This window comes from Zafaria sp. Z1313 (genome assembly GCF_050563205.1).
GTDB lineage: Bacteria > Actinomycetota > Actinomycetes > Actinomycetales > Micrococcaceae > JAZDCJ01.
In genome coordinates, this window is record NZ_JBNWUK010000007.1 from 1 (window position 1) to 19,982 (window position 19,982).

Genomic DNA, 19,982 nt, shown 5'->3' on the forward strand with positions numbered 1-19,982 from the left:
CATCTCATCGACACCGGTCAGGCGGCGCTGACGCTTCTTGACGATGACCGGTGAGAAGGTCCCTTCCCGGTCCCGCGGCACGTCCACCTCCACCGGGCCCGTGGTCTCCGTCAGCACCGTTTTTGGGCGCACGCCGTTGCGGGAATTCGCGGTCTGCTTCCCTGCCGTATCGTGCTTTTCATATCCGAGATGCTCGGTCATTTCCTCATCGAGCGCGGTCTCGATCACGGTCTTGGTCAGCTGCTTGAGCAGACCGTCCGGCCCGGTCAGGGACAGGCCCTGTTCCTTCGCCATTCTGACCAGCTCGCGCGCAGCGTCGCCCTCGGATACTTCTGTCTTCTTTTCAGCGGTTTTCGTACTCGGCACAGCCTCAAGTGTTGCGGCCATATCGGGCTCCTCCCCGCCAGGCTTACCGCCCGGCGTGTCGAGCCGGATACACCGTTATTTCCACAGTCCCCTGACAGACCCAAAGGCCAAGATCGTGATAAAGGTAACGAAGAAGGTCGCTGCTAGAACTTCTAAGAACGTTAGAGCCTGGGCTAGGAGCTCCGCCGGTAAGGCGCTGGCGGGTAACCTGAGCTTCGCGTCGAACCTGGTTGGCATGATCCCTGGTCCTTGGGGCGTAGTCGGGGCCATCGCGCTAAGCGGTGCATCGTCGATGGTTGGCCATCTCGGGGGCGACAAGAATGCCCGCAAAAAATTCCTCGTCTCAGTGGCGGGCACGCTGACTTTCGCGGGCAAGGCCAAGGCTGTATCTCATGCCGTGAAGGCCATGGGAGGCTGGGCGTCGCGAAGCACCAGGGCTGGAACGATTGCGTATACAAGTGCGGCTTCGTTTTCCGTTGGCTATGCGTCCAGTCGGTAGTTCCGAGATGAGACCGCCGCTTATGGGATGCATAGGACGAGAGGGCTTGGTATGGACGCTTCCGCGCTAGTGGTTGTGGCTGCCGCGATTTCGGTTGCCATCGTCGTCGGGAGCTGCGTGTGGGCCAGCCGGCGGACCATAGGCTACGTGCAGTGCCTGCTTGGGTTGTTTTTCGTCTACGCCGGCCCGCTGGCAGCGGCTTGGACCGCTGACTACGATTTCGACGAGACGGCGACTACGGGGGGAACCCTCTTGAGTGTGAGCGCCGCCCTGTTGCTGGGATCCGCCCTTCGCCCGATTCGACCCATCATCTACATGGCGAATCTTGTCGCGTTGAGGTTCGAGATCAAGGAATCTCCCGACTACGAGGAGAACAAGACAGCCAGGAGGGAGACGCGCTGGTACGCCTTGGCGGCGGCAATCTTGTTCGTCGTCTTGAGCTTCACGACCTTGCCCGCGCTTGATGCCGCAATCAGAGCCGGCTGAACGTTTTCGGACGCATACAGTGGCCGGCAACGAAACCTAGCGTAATTCGCAACTCGGCACGTGGTTGTATACGAACGGATCGTCAGCTGCGGTCAGCTTCGCCATCGGCAGGTAGTCGCAGCACGGTGCCCGATCGTCTGTTGCACGGCCCACTAGGAGTCAGTGACATGCTCGTACAGATCTTCTTTCTTGTGGCCGCGGTCATCAGCCTCGGTTTCGTTGCGGTCAGTTGCCTTCGAGCCAGCCGAGAGGGCATTGGCTATGCGGCCTGCCTTTGGGCGTTGCTCGCCGCCTACGGCATACCGTTGCTCACACGGCTGAAGTTCGATGACTCATTCGACAATGTAGTGTTCGTCTCAGCCACGACGCTGTCAGTCAGCGGCGCGTTGACTCTCGGCTCGGTCTTCCGCCCGATTCGCGTCGTCATCTACCTGTTCTACCTCATGGGCGCCCGGTTCACCGGAGGTGCAGGGACGCCGGAACACGAAATCAACCGAGCCGCCCGGAAGGAGAACCTCTGGTACGCCGTGGCGGCTGCCGTTCTCTACACGGTCTTCTACTTTACGACTCTGCTGGGATTCGAGTCGATGGTGACTGGGACCTAATCCCAATGCCGTTCGGGACTGTACGTTCAACGGTGAAGCTCCGATCGACGAGGAGCGCGATGAGGGAGCCGGTTGAGTCGGCCCCGGCGGCTGTCCGGGATGAAGCCGGGGCGGCCGCGGGCGGCGCCCAGTAGCGTGGTCTACCAGCCCCGGTCCACGACCTGTCGAGCGGGCAGGGTCGCCCGTGCGGCGGCGGCCCCTACTGCGCGCCGGCGGAGGCGGCCCGGCCGAGAAGCGCCTCCGCGGATTCCCATTCGCTGATCTTGCAGCCGTCCGTCAGGCTGAAGGTCTTGTCCACGTTCTGCCCGTCGATCTTTCCGTAGGCGCGCGCCGTCTGCGGGCCGAGGATCATCTGCGTGCACATCTGGTCCTGGTTCGGCAGACGCAGGAACACGATCAGGCCGCTCTGCGCGAGGAAGGAGCACGCGTCCTCTGCCGTGGGGTGATCGGTCCCGTCGGCGGGGAGGCCGCCCGAGCAGACCACGCGGTAGCTCGTGCCGACGTCCGTGCCCTCCGGCATGATGTCCACCGTCACGTCCGTGTCCGGCGCGTCGGCGGAGGAGCCCGGGGCGGGTGAGGTCGGCGCCGGGGAGGTCTCCCCCGTCCCCGGGGCGGGGGTCGTGGCCGGCGTCGAGCCGGGGGCCGACGTCCCGGGAGCAGGGGTCCCCGGGGTCGCGGATGTCGTGGCGCCGCCTCCCGGGCCGCCGCCGGCGCACGCGGCGAGCAGCAACACGGAGGAGAGCATCAGGGCGGCGGCCCCGGCCCTCACGACCGGCTCCCCGCAACGGGCCGCGCGGCACCGGCGAGGTGCTCGACGGCGTCCAGCAACCGCCCCCGCAGTTCCTGCGCGCGCTCGGCGAATCCGCGCTGGAGCTCGACGTACCGGGCCTTGCCGGCGGGCGTCTCGATCCGGAGGGGCTCGTAGCCCCACTCGGCGAGGTCGTAGGGCGATGCCTGCATGTCCATGGTTCGAATCTCCCACGCCAGCTCGAAACAGTCCATGACCAGTTCGCTGTGAATCGCCGGGGTGAGCTTGTAGGCCCACTTGTAGAGGTCCATGTTGGCGTGGAGGCAGCCGGGCTGCTCGAGCTCGCGTTGGGTCGCGCGCGTGGGCTGGAGCTCGTTGAGCGGGGCCGCCTGCGGGGCGTAGAAGCGGAACGCGTCGAAGTGCGTGCAGCGGATCCGGTGCTCCTCCACGACGCGGTCCGTCCCTCCGGCGCCGAGCCTCAGGGGCAGGTACTCGTGGCGGATCCCGTTCTCCTCCGAGCGGTAGGCCATGGCCCACTCGTGCAGGCCGAAGCAGGAGAGCTGGGCCGGGCGCGCCGCGGTCCCCGCGAGGATGACGCGGGCGAAGTCCACGGCCTCCCGCCGCGCCTCGAGAAAGGCGGCGGCGTCGAGGACCACGCCGGAACCAGCCCGGCCCGCCTCCTCCGGCGGGGCCGTGCGGTAGAACTTCCAACCGGCCCGTTCCGTGTCCGCCGCGTCGAGCAGGACGACGCCGGCGCCCGGGTGCCAGCGCTGCAGCTGGCCGGGCTTCTGGGTGTAGTAGGTGAAGAGGAAGTCCTCCACCGGGTGCTTGCGCCCCGCGTGCCGGCGCTCGATGAACGGCGCGGCGAAGCGTTCCACACGTGCGGCGTGGGCGCGTTCCCGGGCGCGCCACTGATCCGCACCCAGGACGTCGAAGGCGTCGAAGGCGTCGAGGGTGCGCGCGGTGGCGGGATCGGCGGGGGAGGGCACCCCACCATTATCCGGCACGGCCGGGGACGGACGGGTCTAGCGGCCCGTGCCGCCGTAGACCGTCGCCTCGTCTTCGGAGTCGAGGTCGAACGCGGCGTGGACGGCGCGCACCGCGGCGTCGAGCTTGTCCGCGTGCGTGACCACCGAGATGCGGATCTCGGACGTGGAGATCATGTCCACGTTCACGCCCGCGAGGTGCAGGGCGTCGAAGAAGCGGTAGGAGACGCCCGGGTTGGAGCGCATGCCGGCGCCGATGAGCGAGAGCTTGCCGATCTCGTCGTCGTACTCGATCTCCTCGAAGCCGATGTCCTTCTGCGCGGCGCGCAGCGCGGCCAGGGCGTCGCGGCCCTCGACGACGGGCAGGGTGAAGGAGATGTCCGTCTTGCCGGAGCCGTGCGTGGAGACGTTCTGCACGATCATGTCGATGTTCGAGTGCGCGCCGGCGATGACGCCGAAGATCTGCGCGGCCTTGCCGGGGATGTCCGGGACGCCGACCACGGTGACCTTGGCCTCGGAGCGGTCGTGGGCGACGCCGGAGATGATGGGCTGTTCCAAGGGTTCTCCCTCTTGAATCTTGATCTGGTCGTCGGGGCTCGGCAGCACCCAGGTGCCTTCGTGGTTGCTGAACGAGGAGCGCACGTGCAGCGGGACGCCGAAGCGCCGCGCGTACTCCACGCAGCGCAGGTGCAGGATCTTGGCTCCGGACGCCGCCATCTCCAGCATCTCCTCGCTCGAGATCCTGTCGATCTTCTGCGCGCTGGGGACGATCCGCGGATCGGCCGTGTAGACGCCGTCGACGTCGGTGTAGATCTCGCAGACGTCCGCATCCAGGGCGGCGGCGAGCGCCACGGCCGTCGTGTCCGAGCCGCCGCGGCCCATCGTGGTGATGTCGTTGGATTCCTTGCTCATGCCCTGGAAGCCGGCCACGATCGCCACGTAGCCGCGGTCGATCGCGCGGCGCACGCGCTGCGGGGAGACGTCGATGATGCGGGCCTTGCCGTGGATCGAGTCGGTGATCATGCCGGCCTGGCTGCCCGTGAAGGACACGGCCTGGCCGCCGAGGCCGTTGATGGTCATGGCCAGGAGCGCCATCGAGATGCGTTCGCCCGCGGAGAGGAGCATGTCCATCTCGCGCGCCGGCGGGGCCTCGGTGAGCTGGCCGGCGAGGTCCAGGAGCTCGTCGGTCGTGTCGCCCATCGCGGAGACCACCACGACGACGTCGTTTCCGGCGTCGCGGGTCGCGAGGACACGGCGGGCCACGCGTTTGATGCCCTCGGCATCCGAGACGGAGGAACCGCCGAACTTCTGGACAATCAGGCTCATGCCTTCGCACACTCCACGGGGGTGGTCGGGGTCGGGGGCCGTGCCGTCCGGGCACGTGCCGTCACAGTCTAGCGACGGGGCTTCGGCGCGGCCGAACTCCATGACCGCAGGGGGTCACATTGGCGGGGCAAAGATCATCCCTGGGTAGCTGTCCGGAGCCGATCGGCGGCCCGTAGCGTGGTGCGTGGAATCGAGAATCCACGGCAGCGGTTCCAGAAAGGCCGGTCCCCGTGTCCACCACCCAGCACGCATCCGACGGGCGCTTCCCCGGCGGCGGCATCATCGCGAGCGGCCTCGCCCGCAGCTTCGGCCCCGTCCAGGCGGTCGCCTCCATGGACTTCAGCGCGCCCCCCGGACAGGTCACCGCGCTCATCGGTCCCAACGGCTCCGGCAAGACGACGCTGCTGCTCATGCTCGCCTCGCTGCTCCGCCCCGACGCCGGCACGATCTCGGTCTGCGGCATCGACCCCGTCGAGCGTCCGCGCGACGTCCGCGCGCTGCTCGGCTGGATGCCGGACACGCTCGGCGTGTGGGAGGCGTTGACCGCACGGGAGATCCTCACGACCGTCGGCAAGCTCTACGGCAAGGACGCCGCCGCCGCGCGGGAACGGGCGGACGAGCTCCTGGACCTCGTCAAGCTCGGCGGCTACGCCCACCAGCCGGCCCGGGTGCTCTCCCGCGGACAGCAGCAACGCCTGTCCCTGGCCCGCGCGCTCGTGAACGACCCTGCCGTGCTCCTGCTCGACGAGCCCGCCTCCGGGCTGGATCCGGGGGCCCGGATCGACCTGCGCAACCTCCTGCGGCGCTTCGCCGCCGAGGGGCGCACCGTCGTCGTCAGCTCCCACGTCCTCTCCGAGCTCGATGAGATCGCCGACCGCGCCGTGTTCGTCTCCACGGGGCGCACCATCCGCGAGCAGTCCGTGGATGAGGCCGGGGCGCAGTCCCGCCGCTACGGCATCCAGGGGCTCGACGCCCGCGCGCTCATGGAGGCGCTCGGCAAGGCCGGCGTCCGCTACGGGCTGCCGGAATCGCAACGCCGCAACGGGGTGACGGTGCAGCTCGCCTCGGAGGCCGAGGCCGCCGCGCTCCTGCGCACGCTCGTCTCCGCGGGGGTCGCCGTGACCGCCTTCGCACCCGCCTCCGGGGCCCTGGAGGAGACCTACTTGAGCACCATGTCCAGCAACGGGGAGGCGGAGCGATGAGCACCACGATGGAACAGGGCCGCACCGCGTCGGGCACCCCGGACGGCCCGCGTCTGGGCTACCTCTCGGGGATCCTGACCGTCTTCGAGCTGGAGATGAAGCAGCGGATCCGCTCGCGCGCCTGGTACGTCATGCTGGCCGTCTGGTTCGCGGTCATCGCCCTCGTCACGGGGCTCGCCGCCTACACGGCGGGCTTCGACGAGGGCACCGGACAGGTGATGTTCGAGCTCGTTGTCGGGTTCGTGCTGTTCTTCGGCTTCCTCGTCGTCCCCGCCCTCTCGGCGAACTCGATCACGGGCGACCGTGCCGGCGGGACGCTCGCGATCCTGCAGAACACGCTCCTGACCCCGGGACAGATCGTGCTCGGGAAGTGGCTCGCCGCCTGGGTCGCGGCGCTCGGCTTCCTCGTCGCTGCCGTCCCGATGATCGCCTGGGCCATGTCCTACGGCGACGTGTACCTGCCGGCCGTGCCGGTGTTCCTGCTGCTCGCCGCCGTCGAGCTGGGCATCGCGTGCGCGATCGGCGTCGGGGTCTCCGCCCGCTCCAACCGGCCGCTCTTCGCGATCGTGGCCTCCTACCTCCTCGTCGCCCTGCTGGGCCTGGGCACCGTGATCGCCTACGGGCTCAGCTACCGGCTCGTCGAGTCGACCGCCGTGGTGCACACCCAGGTCTTCCCCAACGACCCGTGGTCCAACGTCGAGTACGACGCCGAGGGCCGGGTCCTGGGGGAGGACGGAGAGCCGCTGAACTCGGCAGAGGAGCAGGCGTTCTTCGAAGAGATCGACCGCAAGTACCAGGACCCGGCCATCGACACCGAGTACTACGTGTGCTCGAGCCAGGGCGGCGTGCAGCCCGTCTTCCATACGGAGCGGATCACGTGGCTGTTGGCCGCGAACCCCTTCGTCGTCGTGGCCGACGCCGTGCCGCAGCGGGAACGCGACCCGGAGAGCTGGGGGGCAGAGGGTCCCATGGCGGCGATCAGCCAGGGCGTGCGGATGTCCCAGGCGGGACCGGCCGCGACGACCCCCTGCCGCGACGGCGTCAAGCGCGAGCCCACGGACCTGTCGGGGCAGCCGCCGATCTGGCCGCTCGGGCTCGGGCTGCAGCTGCTCCTGGCCGGTGGGCTCATGTTCAGTGGACGACGCCGGCTGGCCACCCCCGCGGGCAAGCTCGCCACGGGCACCCGGATCGCCTGAGGCGCGCCGAGCCCCGCCCGGGAGCAACGGCGACGCCCCGGCCTCTCTGCAATGCGGAGGGGCCGTGGCGCGTCCCGGGGTTCCGATCGCCCTCGACGAGTGCAGTTGATAATAAAACTCATACGTTGCTTTATCGCTCATAAAGCAAACTCCCAGTATGCTTGGCATGGGAGGAAGTCATGGATGAAGCGCGTCGGATGGGCGAGCACCTGCGTCAGTGGCGCATCGTGCTCGGCCTCAGCCAGGAACTCGCCGCGGAGCGCGCCGATGTCTCGCTGCCGACGCTGCGGCGGGTAGAAAAGGGGGATCCCGGCGTCAAGCTCGGCAGCTTCCTGGCCGTCGCCCGGGTCCTGAACGTCGCGGAGGGCATCGTCGTGGCCACGGACCCGCTCGAGACCGAGCTGGGCCGGCTGCGCGCTCCGCTCCTGGGCCGCCAGCGCGCCCGCCGGCGGACGCCATGAGCTTCGAGGTCTGGATCGACGAGCGGCATGTCGGTGATTGCAGGGTTGACGCGCGGCCCGGCCACCAGTTCGAGTCGCTGACCTTCACCTATCGCGACGATTGGCTCGCGGACCCGCGCGGCTTTGCCATCTCCCCGGACCTCCCGTTGCAGCGGGGTCCCCATACCCCCGCAACGCACCGCTCCGTTTTTCTGGCGTTCGACGATGCCTCCCCGGACGAGTGGGGCCGTCGCCTGATGGAGGCGGACCGACGGCGTCGGGCGAGGTCCGAGGCGCAGCCCTTCAAGGCGGCGACGGAGATCGAGCGGCTCTTGGCTGTGGACGACAGGACGCGGCAGGGCGCCCTGAGGTTCCGTCAGGGCGGCGTGTTCCTCGCCGCCGACGGCCACCACGCCGGTCTTCAGGATCTCGACCGCTTGGTACGGGCGGCCCAGAGCTTTGCCGACACGGGCGAGGTCGACGATGAGGTGCAGGAACTCATCGGCGTCGGATCCTCGCCCGGCGGTGCCCGCCCGAAGGCGTGGATCCTGGACCCTGATGGGCACACGTTGCTTGCCAAGTTCCCGCGCACTGCGGACCATTGGGACGTCTCGGCGTGGGAGCTCGCTGCCATCCTCCTCCAGAAGCGGGCCGGAATTCGCACCCAGCCTTCGCGGGCCGTCGATCTCGGCGGAGGACGCCACGTGTTCCTGACCCGCCGCTTCGATCGGGAGGGTGGCAGGCGAATTCCCTACCTGAGCTTCCGCACGGCCTTCGCGCTCGGGCCGCATGAGCTCCCGGACTACGCGACCTTGGCGTCGAGGGTCGCCTCCCTGTCCTCCCGTCCCAACGAGGACGCCGCGGAACTCTTCTCACGAGCCGCCTTCGGAGTGATGGTCAACAACATCGACGACCACATGCGAAACCACGGGCTCCTCCATGACGGAACGGGCTGGAGGCTGGCGCCGTCCTTCGACGTCAACCCATCCAGGTTCGGGACTTCCGGCACGCCGCTGACCCCTGAGGATGACCCTGCGGACCGCGATGTCCGGCTGCTCGTCGAGCACGCCGATGCCTTCCGGCTCACCACTGGGCAGGCCGTGGAGCGGCTCGAAGCAGTTGCCCGGGCGGTCTCGGGGTGGAGGCAAGCGGCTGTCGACGCGGGAGTTGCCCCGGACGCGCTCGATTCGATGTCCGGCGCTTTTGGCGGGGTCTCCCTTGAGCGGATCACGCGGCTGGCTTCGTCCCGCAAGGGAGGTGGCCACGCGGCCGCGGGCGGAGAGGTCTGGGTCCGGCCGCATGTGCGGGGCGGGAGGGAAGTCGACGGGCACTTCCGCAAGCGGCGTCCCCGCTAGACGCCCGTGTTGTCAGCCGACCATGCTGCGGCGGCCCTCGAAGGCCCGGCCGAGCGTGACCTCGTCGGCGTACTCGAGGTCGCCGCCGACGGGCAGGCCCGAGGCGAGTCGGGAGACCTTGATGCCGAGGGACTGCATGAGCCGGGCCAGGTAGGTCGCCGTCGCCTCGCCCTCGAGGTTGGGGTCGGTGGCGATGATGACCTCTTGGATCGTGTCGTCGTGAAGCCGGGTCAGCAGCTCGCGGATGTGCAGCTGGTCCGGGCCGATGCCGCCGATCGGATTAATGGAGCCTCCGAGCACGTGGTAGCGGCCGCGGAAGCTGCGCGTGCGTTCCACGGCCATGACGTCCTTGGATTCCTCGACGACGCACAGGACGGTCCGGTCGCGGCGTTCGTCGCGGCAGATGTTGCACGTCTCCTGCTCCGAGACGTTGAAGCAGATCGAGCAGAACTTGACCTTGTCCTTGACGGCACGGATCGCCTCGGCGAGCCGGTCGGTGTCCTCGCGGTCGGCGTCGAGGATGTGGAACGCGATGCGCTGGGCCGACTTCGGCCCGATGCCGGGCAGGCGTCCGAACTCGTCGATCAGTTCCTGGACTGCGCCTTCGTACACAAGACCTCACACTGCTTGGGGGTGTCCACGATGACGGGCACCGTCAGGTGATGGGGCTGCCGTCGGGCCGCCTTTCCTCGATCAGGCGTCCGTTGAGGATGCGCTCGATCGCCGGGCGGCCGACCACGCCGGATTCCTCGATGGTGATGTCATCGTCGCTGGGGATGTCCTCAACGTACGTCGAGTCTACGGCGTTCGGGCGGCCAAAGCGCCCCCCCGGGCCCTGCGGCCCGGCGGGCGCCGGCTGCTGGGTGCGGGCCGGGGCTCCGGCGCCGCCCTGGGACTGGCTGAGCAGCTGCTGGTAGCGGCTCATCCGCTTCTGCCCGCCCGGTGCCGGCGCGTCCGACGCCGGTGCCTCCGTGGCCGCGCCGCTTCCGGTGGACCCGGGGGACTGGAACGACGGCGGCAGGGCGGAACCGGCCCAGGCCGGCGGCGGGATGGGCGTCTGGTCCCGCGGCGGCGCGGGAGCGGTCTCCACGGCGGGACCGGGGGCCGGGGGCTCCTCGTCGAGGGGCGTCGGGACGTCGTCCGGGGTCCAGTCGTAGCCGCCGTCGTCCTCGGGCTCGACCGGCCACCCGCCCTCGGGCTCGTCCGTCAGCGGCTGGACCCGGCGTTCCGGGGCGGCCACAGGTGCTGGCGCGGGCACGGGCGCGCTTCGTGCCTCCTGTCGCACGGGCGCGCTGGGTCCCTGCTGGCGGACGGGCGCGCTGGGTGCCTCCGGGCGGACGGGAGCAGTCGGTGTGGCGGCCGCCGGCGTGGGCCGGCGGTCAGCTTTTGGGCCCGAACCACCCGCCGGAGCGGAACCTCCCGGTGTCACGACGACCTCGCACTTGACGCCCAGCACCTCGTGGATGCACCACTGCAGGAGCCCGATGTTGTCCTGGCGGCTGGAGAAGTTGGTCAGTGCTCCCTGGTTGGCGAACGCCACGGTCAGGGTCCGCCCGTCGTAGCCGGCCACCGAGGCGTTCGGCTGCACGGCCATCCACACGAACTTCCGCTCGGTCTTGAGCTTGTCCATGATCTCGGGCCAGGCGCGGCGGAACATCTCCACCGAGCCGGCCGCGGATCCCGGGCCGGCCTGGGCTGGATTCGCCGCGGCGGCGTCCGTCGGCGCCGCGGCGGGGAGGTCGGAAGGCGCTGCGTCTCCCGGAGCGTCCACCGGGCGGCGGCCGGCGGGATCGCCGGAGCGGGCGGGTGCCTGGCCGTCTTGCTGCGCGGGACCCTGCGGCGGGCCTGCGTGTCCCGCGACGGGTGTCCGCTGCTGAGCGGAACCGGGTGTGTCGGCGGGATCGCCGGCTCCGGGGGAGGGGCGCCCGGGGGCGCCCTGGGTTCCGGTCTGGTGGGCCGCCGGCGCCGGCGCCGGGGTGGTGGGCTGACCGCTGGCGGCCGGAGCCTTCGGCTCGGGCCCGGGGTCGGGCACGGCGCCCCAGGTGCCGCCCCAATCGGGGGAGGGTTCCGGGCGGGGTGCAGCGGGGGTCGATGCCTCCGGCGCGGCGCCCGCCGGTGCGGCGGCCCCGGGCGTGGGAACATCCCTGCCCTGGGCGGAGCCCGGCGCTTCCGTGGCTTTGGCCGGTGCCTGCCGTGCGGGATGGCCGGCACCGCTACTCGGGGCGGGGGCCGCGGCCGCTTCCCCCGGGACCGCGGGTGCCGTCGGGGCGGTCGACGCCGCTGCGGCCGGGATGGCCACCGGGGCCTCCTCCGCGGGCCGCGATGGCGCGGGGGCGGCCGTGCCGCCCTGGCCGCGCGCCGCCCGCAGCGCCTCGCGGACCTGCGCCGCGCCCTGCTCGCGCGGCGACGCCGACTCCGACACCGCGGAGGGAACGGCACCCTGGCCGGACCCGGCGTCGTCCTCCGGAGTCCCCGGCCCGGCGACCGTGGCCGAGCCGCCGCCGTAGGCGAGCCGCCGCTCGATCCGGTCGATGCGCGCATTGGTGCCGCGCTCGCCGGCGTCCGAGGCGGGCAGGAGCAGGCGGGCGCACAACAGCTCCAGGTGCAGCCGCGGGCTCGTCGCCCCGGTCATGTCGGTGAGGGCCTGGTTGGTGACGTCCGCCGAACGGCTCAGTTCCGCCTGGCCGAGCTGCGTGGCCTGCTGGCGCATCCGGTTGAGCTGGTCCTCCGGCAGCCCGCGGATGATCTGGGCGGCGTTGTCCGGCATGGCCTTGACGATGATGAGGTCCCGGAAGCGCTCCAGGAGGTCTTCCACGAAGCGCCGCGGATCGTGGCCGGTCTGGATGACGCGGTCCACGGCGCCGAACACCGTCGCCGCGTCCTGGGCGGCCATGGCGTCCACGACGTCGTCCAGCAGCGAGGCGTGCGTGTAGCCGAGCAGGGAGACCGCGAGCTCGTAGTCGAGCCCCGAGGGCCCGGCCCCGGCGATGAGCTGGTCCAGGACCGAAAGTGAGTCGCGGACCGAGCCGCCGCCCGCCCGGACGACGAGCGAGAGCACGCCCGGGGCCACCGGGACGCCCTCCTGCGTGCACAGCTTCTCGAGGTACGCCATGAGCGCCTCGGGCGGGACCAGCCGGAACGGGTAGTGGTGCGTGCGCGAGCGGATGGTGCCGATGACCTTGTCCGGCTCCGTCGTCGCGAAGATGAACTTGATGTGCTCCGGCGGCTCCTCGACGATCTTCAGCAGCGCGTTGAAGCCCGCCGACGTGACCATGTGCGCCTCGTCGATGATGAAGATCTTGTAGCGGTCGCGCACCGGGGCAAACGTGGCGCGCTCGCGCAGGTCGCGGGCATCGTCGACGCCGCCGTGGGAGGCCGCGTCGATCTCGATGACGTCGAGCGAGCCGGGGCCGCCCGTGGCCAGTTCGACGCAGCTCTCGCAGGCGCCGCACGGTGTGGGCGTGGGGCCCTGGGCGCAGTTCAGGCAGCGGGCCAGGATGCGCGCCGACGTCGTCTTGCCGCAGCCGCGCGGGCCGGAGAAGAGGTAGGCGTGGTTGACGCGGTTCTTCTCGAGGGCCGACATGAGGGGTGTGGTGACATGCTCCTGCCCGATCACGTCGGCGAAGGCGTCCGGCCGGTAGCGGCGGTAGAGGGCTGTACTCACACGAAGCACCCTATCGGTTGTCGGCGAGGGGGCGCACCCTCAGCGGCCCGCTGTGAGGGGCGGGTAGAGCCACGGCTCGCGCGGCAGCGAGCCCGGGTCGAAGGCGTCCGCGAGCTCGGCCAGGGGGGCGTCGGGCAGGCCCAGGGAGTCCAGCAGGAGCCCGCGGACCCCGGCCGCTCCGACGCCGTCGCGCGCGAGGTCGGCGAGCGTCACCGAGCCGTCCCGCTTGGCCAGCCGCCGCCCCTCGCGGTTGAGTACGAGCGGCACGTGCGCGTACGCGGGCACCGCGGCTCCGAGCAGCCCGGCCAGGTAGGCCTGCCGCGGCGCGGAGCTGAGCAGGTCGTCGCCCCGGACCACCTGGTCGACGCCCTGCAGCGCGTCGTCCACGACCACCGCGAGGTTGTAGGCCGGGACGCCGTCGTTGCGCAGGACCACGAAGTCGTCGACGGCGGCGGTGTAGTCGCCGTGCAGCGCGTCGGCCACGGTGAAGCGGACGACGTCGGTGCGGAGCCGGAGCGCTGCCGGGCGGTGGGCGCGGCGCTCCTGGCGCTGTGCCTCGGTGAGCCCGCGGCACGTCCCGGGGTAGGCGCCGGGCGCGGCGTGGGGTGCGGACGGCGCCTCGGCGATGTCTCGCCGCGTGCAGAAGCACTCGTAGAGCAGTCCGCGGGAACGCAGGGAATCAAGGGCGTCCGTGTAGCCGTCGAGGCGCTCGGTCTGGCGCTCCGCGGGTCCGTCCCAGTCCAGGCCGAGGGCGGCCAGATCGCGCAGCTGCTCCTCCTCGGCCCCGGCCCGGGCGCGGTCGAGGTCCTCGACGCGGAGCAGGAAGCCGCGGCCGGTGGAGCGGGCGAAGAGCCAGGCCAGCAGCGCGGTGCGGAGATTGCCCAGGTGCAGCTCGCCGGACGGGCTGGGGGCGAAGCGCCCTGCTCCCATGGCGGCCTCCTGGAACGATGGGCGGCAAGGTGGCGGAAACTTAAGGGCCCCTCATGCACCTGCCAGAGCCCGCCTACCCTTGCTACCTTCCGGTCCTGGGGGAGTTCGGCGGGATGACACCACATGAGGGGCCGACAAATAGTGTACCCGACCGGCGCGGGCGGCAGCGCGTCCGGAGCCGATTCGGCGCTGCGGGAATCTTCCGGTAAGCTGAAGCCTGCCCTTTTGGGGCACATCTGGAGGATTCGCCTAGCGGCCTATGGCGCACGCCTGGAACGCGTGTTGGGTTCACGCCCTCGGGGGTTCAAATCCCCCATCCTCCGCGGATGCAAAAGCGGCTCCGACTAGGACTTTCCTAGACGGGGCCGCTTTTGCTTTGGGCCGTGGAGCGCTTCGTGCGGACAGGGCCGGGTCCGGGAACCGGCGGGCGGCCCGCCGTCGAGGGGGCGGAGCGGCGCTGAACGGCGCGCTTGCCACATCCGGTGGATTGGTCCCTTTACAAGGATTTGACCGAGGTCCATACTGTGACGTATTGGGGCGTTGGGGAACGGCCTGCAGTGTGGGCTTTGGGGGCCCGGTAGGCGGTTTCTGGATGCTGGGGCATCTAAGTGGAGGCGTGCCGTCGTGGGTGGAACATGGGACGGTGCCCGGATCGCGGATCCGGACATGGGGGAAGAAGTCGAAGACCGGGCCGGAAGCGGCTTGTCACGCCGCCGGTTCGGCCTGGCCATGGGGGCCGCGATCGCCGCGGGCGCGGGCGGCCTCAGTGCAGCGGTGACGCTGCTTGCGTCGGGCCCGCCGGGAACCGTGGGCGTGCCGACGAGCTTTGGTGCGGCCCGCATCACCTCGGCACAGCGCCAGGCCCGGCTCGCGGAATCGACGTCGACGACGCCCGCCGGGCACGCCGGCGCGCACGCGGCCGCCGGATCCACGTCCCCGCAGCCGGTCAACATGACCTACGGGGACCACTTGCTGTTGCGGCTCGAGATCGCCAATGACACGGACGCGGAGATCGCCTTTTCGCCGGGGCTGTTGCGGGTCCTGCCGAACAGCGAGCCGTGGTGGATCGTCAACCGGCGCTCGGACCTCCACAACGGCGCCATCCCGCCCGGAGGGCGCGTCAGCGCGAACATCAGCTTCCTCGTGCCGTCCAACGCCACGCGGTTCAGCGCCGAGTTCACCGACGTCGGGCAGGGCGTCCCCGTCCGGCTGGAGCTGCCCGTGCCCTCGGTGAGCTGGCGCCCGGGATACCTGGAGGCCGGCCATGACGCCGCATGAGAATCCGCTGAACACGGCCCTCGACCGGGCCTCGGTGCTGAAGCTCGGAGCCGCCGGAGCCGCGGTCCTCTCGTCCGTGGGCCTGAACAGGCCGCCGGCGCCGGCCGCCCGGCGCGTCTCCAGGACGGTACCGGCCGCGCTCGTTCCGCAGCCCGGCGTCCTGGACCTGTACGTCAACGAGGGCTACCAGAAGATGGTGGACGACTCGCTCGTCTACCAGCGCGGCTTCGGCGACCGTCCCACGATCCCGGTGGACCGCAATGCGGCGCTGCGGATCCAGCCGCGCGTCTTCACGCGCGACGGCCAGGTCCTCACGTCGAGGATCTACCCCGTCAACGCCATCCGGCCGAACGGCGGCACGCCGCTGCCGCTGAGCCCCGACCCCGCCAACCCGGGCCAGCACTTCATCCGCCGCAACTACTGGGCGAGCTTCCTTCCGAACCGGACGATCGTCGCCGAGACCGGGTCGACCGTCCGCCTGAGGGTGGTCAACCGGCTCGCCGACGTGCACGAGCTCCTGGTCGGCGGCGCCGGCCCGGGGGCTTCGGACGTGACGACGGGACCGATCGAGCCGGGCGGCGTCGGCGAGCTCGAGTTCCCCGCCCCGCCGCCCGGAACGTACATCTACCACGACCCGACGAACGCTCCCGTCCAGCGGGCGATCGGCTTGTTCGGCACGCTGCTCGTGATGGACCCCGACGATGCCTGGAAGGTGGCGCCGGATCAGGCCAGCTTCGAACGCCAATGGCTCTGGGTCTGCCACGCGATCGACCCCGGCTGGGCGGAATCCGAGGCCGCGGGCGTCACCGTGGATCCGGTGGCGCGGCCGCCCGTGCCGCGTTACTTCCTGCTCAACGACCGCAGCGGTTTCGAGGCGCTCGCGCACTCGCCGAACCGCTCGATCAACCTCGCCGCGCACGAGGAGTCGCTCGTCTCCGGCTACGCGCGGCAAATCGACGTGCGGCAGTTCGGCGAGGACATCGACGCCGGCACGGTGCGGGCCGGGCAGATGGTGCGGCTCGTGAACCCGGGGCTCGTGTTCCACCAGATCCATTTCCACGGAAACCACTTGTGGACGGTGCGGCGGAACAACGTCGAGTGGCCCCGCGAGTACGGGTGGATCGACGACGACGGCCACGTGGTCCTGCAGCAGTGGGAGGACGTCGTCGAGCTCGAACCGATGGACCGCAAGGACTGCATGATCCCGATGAAGCGCCCACCGGACACCACCGACCAGACCTGGTACGGCCGCACGGAGGATTGGGGGTACCCGATGCACTGCCACGCAGAGCCGTCCCAGACCGCCGCCGGCGGCATGTATCCGGGGGGCCTCGTGGCCCACTGGCAGCTCAAGGCATCGTTGTAAGGAGCCAGTGACATGGGGGCATTGACGGATCTGCTGGCCGCGGTCGCGGCATCGAGGCCCGGCCAGAAGAAGCTGCGGAAGCCAGTGGGCAAGTACACGAAGCGCGCCGCCGCGAAGGCGGCCACGACGTCGGGAGCGTCCGCGCGCCGCCGGGCCATCGAAGCGGCGAAGAAGCGGGCGTTGGAGGCGTCGCGCCGCCGGCGGGCCGCCGCGGCCGCGCGTTCGAAGGCCGCCGCCGCACGGAAGAAGGCCGTGGCAGCGGCGAAGAAGAGGGCGGCGGAGCTTGCCCGCAGCCGCTCGGCCGCGGCCGCCCGGCGGAAGGCCCAGGCCGCGGCGAAGAAGAAGGCCGCCGAAGAGGCCCGCAGGAAGGCGCTCGCGGCGGCCAAGAAGCGCGCCGCCGCGAAGAAGCCCAAGCCGGGCACGCCCAAGTCGGTCAAGCCCGCGCCCAAGCCCAAGCCCAAGCCTGTGCCGAAGCCGACACCGAAGCCGACGCCCAAGCCCACGCCGAAGCCGAGCGCGACGGTGAAGCCCAAGCCGACGCCGACGCCGAGCGTCACGGTCAAGCCAACACCGACGCCAACGCCGAGTGCTTCGGCCACGCCGTCGCATACAGCGAGCTCGAGCGCCGCACCGCCGACGACCTCGGCCCCGCCCACGACGTCGGCACCGCCGTCGTCCAGCGCGCCGCCCGCCTCGAGCGCCCCGCCGTCGTCCTCCGCACCGTCCCCGACCTCGGGTCCGCGGGCCAACCTGCCCACGCAGAGCCCCGCGCCGCCGACCCGTCCGCCGCGGGAGGACGACGACGGCGAACCGCGGGACTACGACTCGCAGGCGGACTTCAGCTCGCACCAGATGCAGCAGCGGACGGCGCCCACGGAGTTCTGGGAGCCACCGGACTACTACGTGCAGCTGGGGGTCTCCCGCAAGGACATCCTCTTCCCGGACGGCAAGACGTTCCCCATGTGGGTCTTCGATCCGGCCGGGGTCGACGACGGCGTGTGCGCCTTCCCGGGCCCCTCGCTGAGGCCCCGCGAGGACGAGGTCTTCCAGGCGCGCGTCGAGTCGAGCATCGGCCCGCACACGATCCACTGGCACGGCATGGAGCCGGATCCGCGCAACGACGGCGTCGGGCACACCTCGTTCGAGATCGACGACTACTACACCTACCAGTGGAAGGCCGAGCCGGGCCGCTACGGCGACCCGAACTACGGTGCGGCCGGGACGTACTTCTACCACTGCCACGTCAACACGCCCCTGCACGCGCAGATGGGGCTGCTGGGCCCGCTCGTGATCGACCCGATCGAGCTGCCCGACTTCCCGGTGCCGCCGGGGATGCGCCGGGCGTTCGCCGACGGCCCGCTCTACGATCCGGCGACCGAGGCGCTGGTCATGCCGTACTCCGTCGACCCGCGCTGGCACACGCTCCACCACGCCGCGGGGCTCTCGGGCGAGGACGTCGGCCTGAACCGCTTCGAGCCCGAGTACTTCTACCTGATCGGTGGCGTGCTCGACGAACGACGCTCACGCGAGGGCCGCGTCTGGGCGACGGAACGGCTGCGGATCAACGTGGTCCGGGACGGCCTGCCGCCGAGCCTGCTGCGCTTCCTGGACGGCAACTACCTGCCGAACAAGGTCCGCTTCTACGGGCCGGACGGCAACCCGGCGCGGATCGCCGAGCTGATCGCCCATGACGGCCGGCCCTTCCGGCACACTTCCGACCCGCTGGGCCCGGCGATCCCGACGTCGATGGGACACGAGTCGGCCCGGCTCATGACGCACGTGATCGCGATGGGCGCCGCGGAGCGGTACGACGTCCTCATGCGCCCGCCGGCGCCCGGGACCTACCGGATGGTCGTGGACTGGCACCACTGGATCACGGGGGCGACGCTGGGGACCGTGACGATGTACCTGGACGCCGAGTAGCCGGGCTCCGCCCGGAAGGGGGAACGACGCCGGGGCCGCGTCCTCCGTACGGAAGGCGCGGCCCCGGCGTCGTTCCCCGGAGTGCTACTTGGCGAGCTCCGGGTAGTGGATCCGCGCCGTCTCGGGGTGCGCGCGCAGCCAGCCCTTGAGCACGTTGGCTCCGTAGGAGGCGAGCATCGGGTTGGCGGGGTCGTCGGAGACGCCGCGCGCGTCGGCGGCGAGATCGGCCGGCAGGGGCACGGGGTCGATGACCGAGTCCAGGCGCGGCGACCAGAAGAACGGCACGGAATAGCGGTCCACGTTCGCCGGCGGGGCCGTGACGCGGTGGATCGTGGCCATGAGGTAGCCGTTCGTGGCGACCTCCAGCATCTCGCCGAGGTTGACCACGAGCGCGCCCTCGATCGGCTCGACCGTGATCCATTCGTCCTGGCCGTAGGGCTTGACCTCGAGGCCGCCGACGGCGTCCTGCAGGAGCAGGGTGACGAAGCCGTAGTCGGCGTGCGCGCCGACGCCCTGGCTGCCGGCCTCCGGCACGCGGCCGCCACCAACGTAGTGCACGAGCTTGCCCATCCAGGCCGGCGCGTCCTCGAACGGCTCGGCGAAGTAGTCCTCGGGCAGGCCCAGGGCCACGGAGATGCCGGCCAGCAGCTCGGCGCCGATCCGCGACATCAGCGCCGCCCACTCCATGGCGGACTCCTGAAGCTCCGGGAAGGAATCCGGCCACTGGTTGGGGCCCTGGAGGTTCAGGTAGGGGCGGTCCGCGGGGACGGCGTCCAACGCCGCGCGCTCCGGGCCGAAGTCGATCTGCTCGCGGGAGTCCGCGCGGCCCTGCGTGATCTCCTTGCCGAGCCGCGTGTAGCCGCGGAACTGCGCCGAGTTGCGGTTGTCCAGCTTCAACCGTTCCTCGAGGGGCAGACGGAAGAAGCGGGCGAGCGTGTCCAGGAGGGCCTGGGGCTGCCCGTCGGCGGCACCGTATCCGGTGACCTGGAAGAAGCCGACGTTGTGCGCGGCGTCGCGCAGGGCCTCGATGAAGGCGGGATCGAACGCGCCGTCGGCACCGCGGGCGGTGGAGAGGTCCAGGACGGGGACGGAAGTGCGGACTGTGTTCATGCGTCAACGGTAGGCCCTTTATGACGCGCCCGGATAGTGATTATGACGCGCCGTTCCGCAACATGACGGCGTGTTTCCGGGGGTCTTGACGCGGAGTGTGAATCGGGGGCAGGGACCGCCGTGACGGGCGCCCGGGGCGCCGTGACCCAACGGAGACGAAAGGTTCGCTTGATGTTGCCGGTTCGTTCCCTACGATGAGTGGGTGATCTTCAAAGCCGTCGGCGAGACCCGCCCCTACCCTGAGCATGGATACGTCACGCCCAAGGACTGGGCCGAGGTGGCCCCGTGCCAGGTCCGGCTCGACGAGCTCGTGACGGTCAAGAGCACGCTCGACCTCGCGGCGCTGCTCGCCGAGGACTCGACCTTCTTCGGGGACCTCTTCCCGCACGTCGTGCAGTGGCGGGGCACCAAGTACCTCGAGGACGGACTCCACCGGGCCGTCCGCACGGCGTTGCACCAGCGCTCCATCCTCCACGCGCGGCTCCTGGTCCTGGACGACTAG

18 protein-coding genes, 1 tRNA gene and 1 other RNA gene are annotated in these 19,982 nt (G+C 70.7%); 11 read left to right on the forward strand and 9 right to left on the reverse strand.

What is annotated here, in order from left to right:
* Positions 1-387: transposase (locus ACQ3I4_RS08630; protein WP_430633347.1), on the reverse strand; the 387-nt coding region annotated here is incomplete at its 3' end.
* 529 nt (positions 388-916) lie between these two features.
* Here ACQ3I4_RS08630 and ACQ3I4_RS08635 point away from each other — a divergent pair.
* Positions 917-1,351, forward strand: coding sequence for a hypothetical protein (locus tag ACQ3I4_RS08635; RefSeq protein WP_329862228.1), 435 nt, complete (start codon positions 917-919; stop codon positions 1,349-1,351).
* A gap of 167 nt (positions 1,352-1,518) precedes the next feature.
* A complete protein-coding gene (locus tag ACQ3I4_RS08640; RefSeq protein ID WP_329862227.1) occupies positions 1,519-1,956 on the forward strand; it encodes a hypothetical protein in 438 nt (145 codons plus the stop codon).
* Between the two features lie 199 nt (positions 1,957-2,155).
* Here ACQ3I4_RS08640 and ACQ3I4_RS08645 read toward each other — a convergent pair whose 3' ends face one another.
* Genes ACQ3I4_RS08645 through ACQ3I4_RS08655 form a run of 3 tightly spaced genes read right to left on the reverse strand, consistent with a single transcriptional unit; the run spans position 2,156 to position 5,016 of the window.
* Complete coding sequence (locus ACQ3I4_RS08645) at positions 2,156-2,725, reverse strand: hypothetical protein (RefSeq protein WP_430633348.1); 570 nt, start codon at positions 2,723-2,725, stop codon at positions 2,156-2,158.
* The gene (locus ACQ3I4_RS08650; RefSeq protein ID WP_430633349.1) at positions 2,722-3,693 is read right to left on the reverse strand and encodes a 3-methyladenine DNA glycosylase; all 972 of its coding nucleotides are present in this window, start codon (positions 3,691-3,693) and stop codon (positions 2,722-2,724) included. The genes ACQ3I4_RS08645 and ACQ3I4_RS08650 overlap by 4 nt, the downstream gene beginning before the upstream one ends.
* A 36-nt stretch (positions 3,694-3,729) precedes the next feature.
* Entirely contained in the window at positions 3,730-5,016 is a 1,287-nt protein-coding gene (locus ACQ3I4_RS08655; RefSeq protein WP_430633350.1) for an aspartate kinase, read from the reverse strand.
* A 230-nt stretch (positions 5,017-5,246) separates the two neighbouring features.
* On the opposite strand from ACQ3I4_RS08655, the gene ACQ3I4_RS08660 reads away from it, so the two are divergent.
* The 4 genes from ACQ3I4_RS08660 (at position 5,247) to ACQ3I4_RS08675 (ending at position 9,209) form a co-directional block, all read left to right on the forward strand.
* Positions 5,247-6,218, forward strand: a complete 972-nt coding sequence (locus ACQ3I4_RS08660) for an ABC transporter ATP-binding protein (RefSeq protein ID WP_430633351.1) — start codon at positions 5,247-5,249, stop codon at positions 6,216-6,218.
* Complete coding sequence (locus ACQ3I4_RS08665; protein ID WP_430633352.1) at positions 6,215-7,414, forward strand: ABC transporter permease; 1,200 nt, start codon at positions 6,215-6,217, stop codon at positions 7,412-7,414. The genes ACQ3I4_RS08660 and ACQ3I4_RS08665 overlap by 4 nt, the downstream gene beginning before the upstream one ends.
* A 179-nt stretch (positions 7,415-7,593) precedes the next feature.
* Positions 7,594-7,875 carry a helix-turn-helix transcriptional regulator gene (locus ACQ3I4_RS08670; protein ID WP_329862223.1) on the forward strand — a complete coding sequence of 94 codons (282 nt, stop codon included), beginning with the start codon at positions 7,594-7,596 and terminating at the stop codon, positions 7,873-7,875.
* Positions 7,872-9,209: a type II toxin-antitoxin system HipA family toxin gene (locus ACQ3I4_RS08675; RefSeq protein ID WP_430633353.1), complete on the forward strand. Its 1,338-nt coding sequence runs from the start codon at positions 7,872-7,874 to the stop codon at positions 9,207-9,209. Before ACQ3I4_RS08670 ends, ACQ3I4_RS08675 begins: the two co-directional genes overlap by 4 nt.
* A 12-nt stretch (positions 9,210-9,221) precedes the next feature.
* Here the strand turns inward: ACQ3I4_RS08675 and recR are convergent, their stop codons facing one another.
* The 4 genes from recR to ffs form a co-directional block, all read right to left on the reverse strand.
* Positions 9,222-9,821: a recombination mediator RecR gene (gene recR / locus ACQ3I4_RS08680; RefSeq protein WP_329862221.1), complete on the reverse strand. Its 600-nt coding sequence runs from the start codon at positions 9,819-9,821 to the stop codon at positions 9,222-9,224.
* 43 nt (positions 9,822-9,864) lie between these two features.
* Complete coding sequence (locus ACQ3I4_RS08685; protein WP_430633354.1) at positions 9,865-12,873, reverse strand: DNA polymerase III subunit gamma and tau; 3,009 nt, start codon at positions 12,871-12,873, stop codon at positions 9,865-9,867.
* A gap of 39 nt (positions 12,874-12,912) precedes the next feature.
* Positions 12,913-13,803, reverse strand: a complete 891-nt coding sequence (gluQRS, locus tag ACQ3I4_RS08690; RefSeq protein WP_430633355.1) for a tRNA glutamyl-Q(34) synthetase GluQRS — start codon at positions 13,801-13,803, stop codon at positions 12,913-12,915.
* A gap of 39 nt (positions 13,804-13,842) precedes the next feature.
* Positions 13,843-13,939, reverse strand: an RNA gene (gene ffs, locus ACQ3I4_RS08695) — signal recognition particle sRNA small type.
* A 102-nt stretch (positions 13,940-14,041) separates the two neighbouring features.
* Between ffs and ACQ3I4_RS08700 the strand changes: the two genes are divergently transcribed.
* From ACQ3I4_RS08700 to ACQ3I4_RS08715, 4 genes are all read left to right on the forward strand, one after another.
* Positions 14,042-14,126 (forward strand) — tRNA-Ser (locus tag ACQ3I4_RS08700).
* Between the two features lie 301 nt (positions 14,127-14,427).
* A complete protein-coding gene (locus ACQ3I4_RS08705) occupies positions 14,428-15,081 on the forward strand; it encodes a hypothetical protein (protein WP_430633356.1) in 654 nt (217 codons plus the stop codon).
* Positions 15,068-16,447 (forward strand): multicopper oxidase domain-containing protein, encoded by a 1,380-nt coding sequence (locus ACQ3I4_RS08710; protein WP_430633357.1) that lies wholly within the window; start codon positions 15,068-15,070, stop codon positions 16,445-16,447. The genes ACQ3I4_RS08705 and ACQ3I4_RS08710 overlap by 14 nt, the downstream gene beginning before the upstream one ends.
* A gap of 12 nt (positions 16,448-16,459) precedes the next feature.
* Positions 16,460-18,370, forward strand: a complete 1,911-nt coding sequence (locus ACQ3I4_RS08715) for a multicopper oxidase domain-containing protein (protein ID WP_430633358.1) — start codon at positions 16,460-16,462, stop codon at positions 18,368-18,370.
* An 84-nt stretch (positions 18,371-18,454) separates the two neighbouring features.
* On the opposite strand, the gene ACQ3I4_RS08720 is transcribed toward ACQ3I4_RS08715, so the two are convergent.
* Positions 18,455-19,480, reverse strand: a complete 1,026-nt coding sequence (locus ACQ3I4_RS08720; RefSeq protein ID WP_430633359.1) for an isopenicillin N synthase family dioxygenase — start codon at positions 19,478-19,480, stop codon at positions 18,455-18,457.
* A gap of 202 nt (positions 19,481-19,682) precedes the next feature.
* Here ACQ3I4_RS08720 and ACQ3I4_RS08725 point away from each other — a divergent pair, with 202 nt between their 5' ends.
* Complete coding sequence (locus ACQ3I4_RS08725; protein WP_329862213.1) at positions 19,683-19,982, forward strand: type II toxin-antitoxin system VapB family antitoxin; 300 nt, start codon at positions 19,683-19,685, stop codon at positions 19,980-19,982.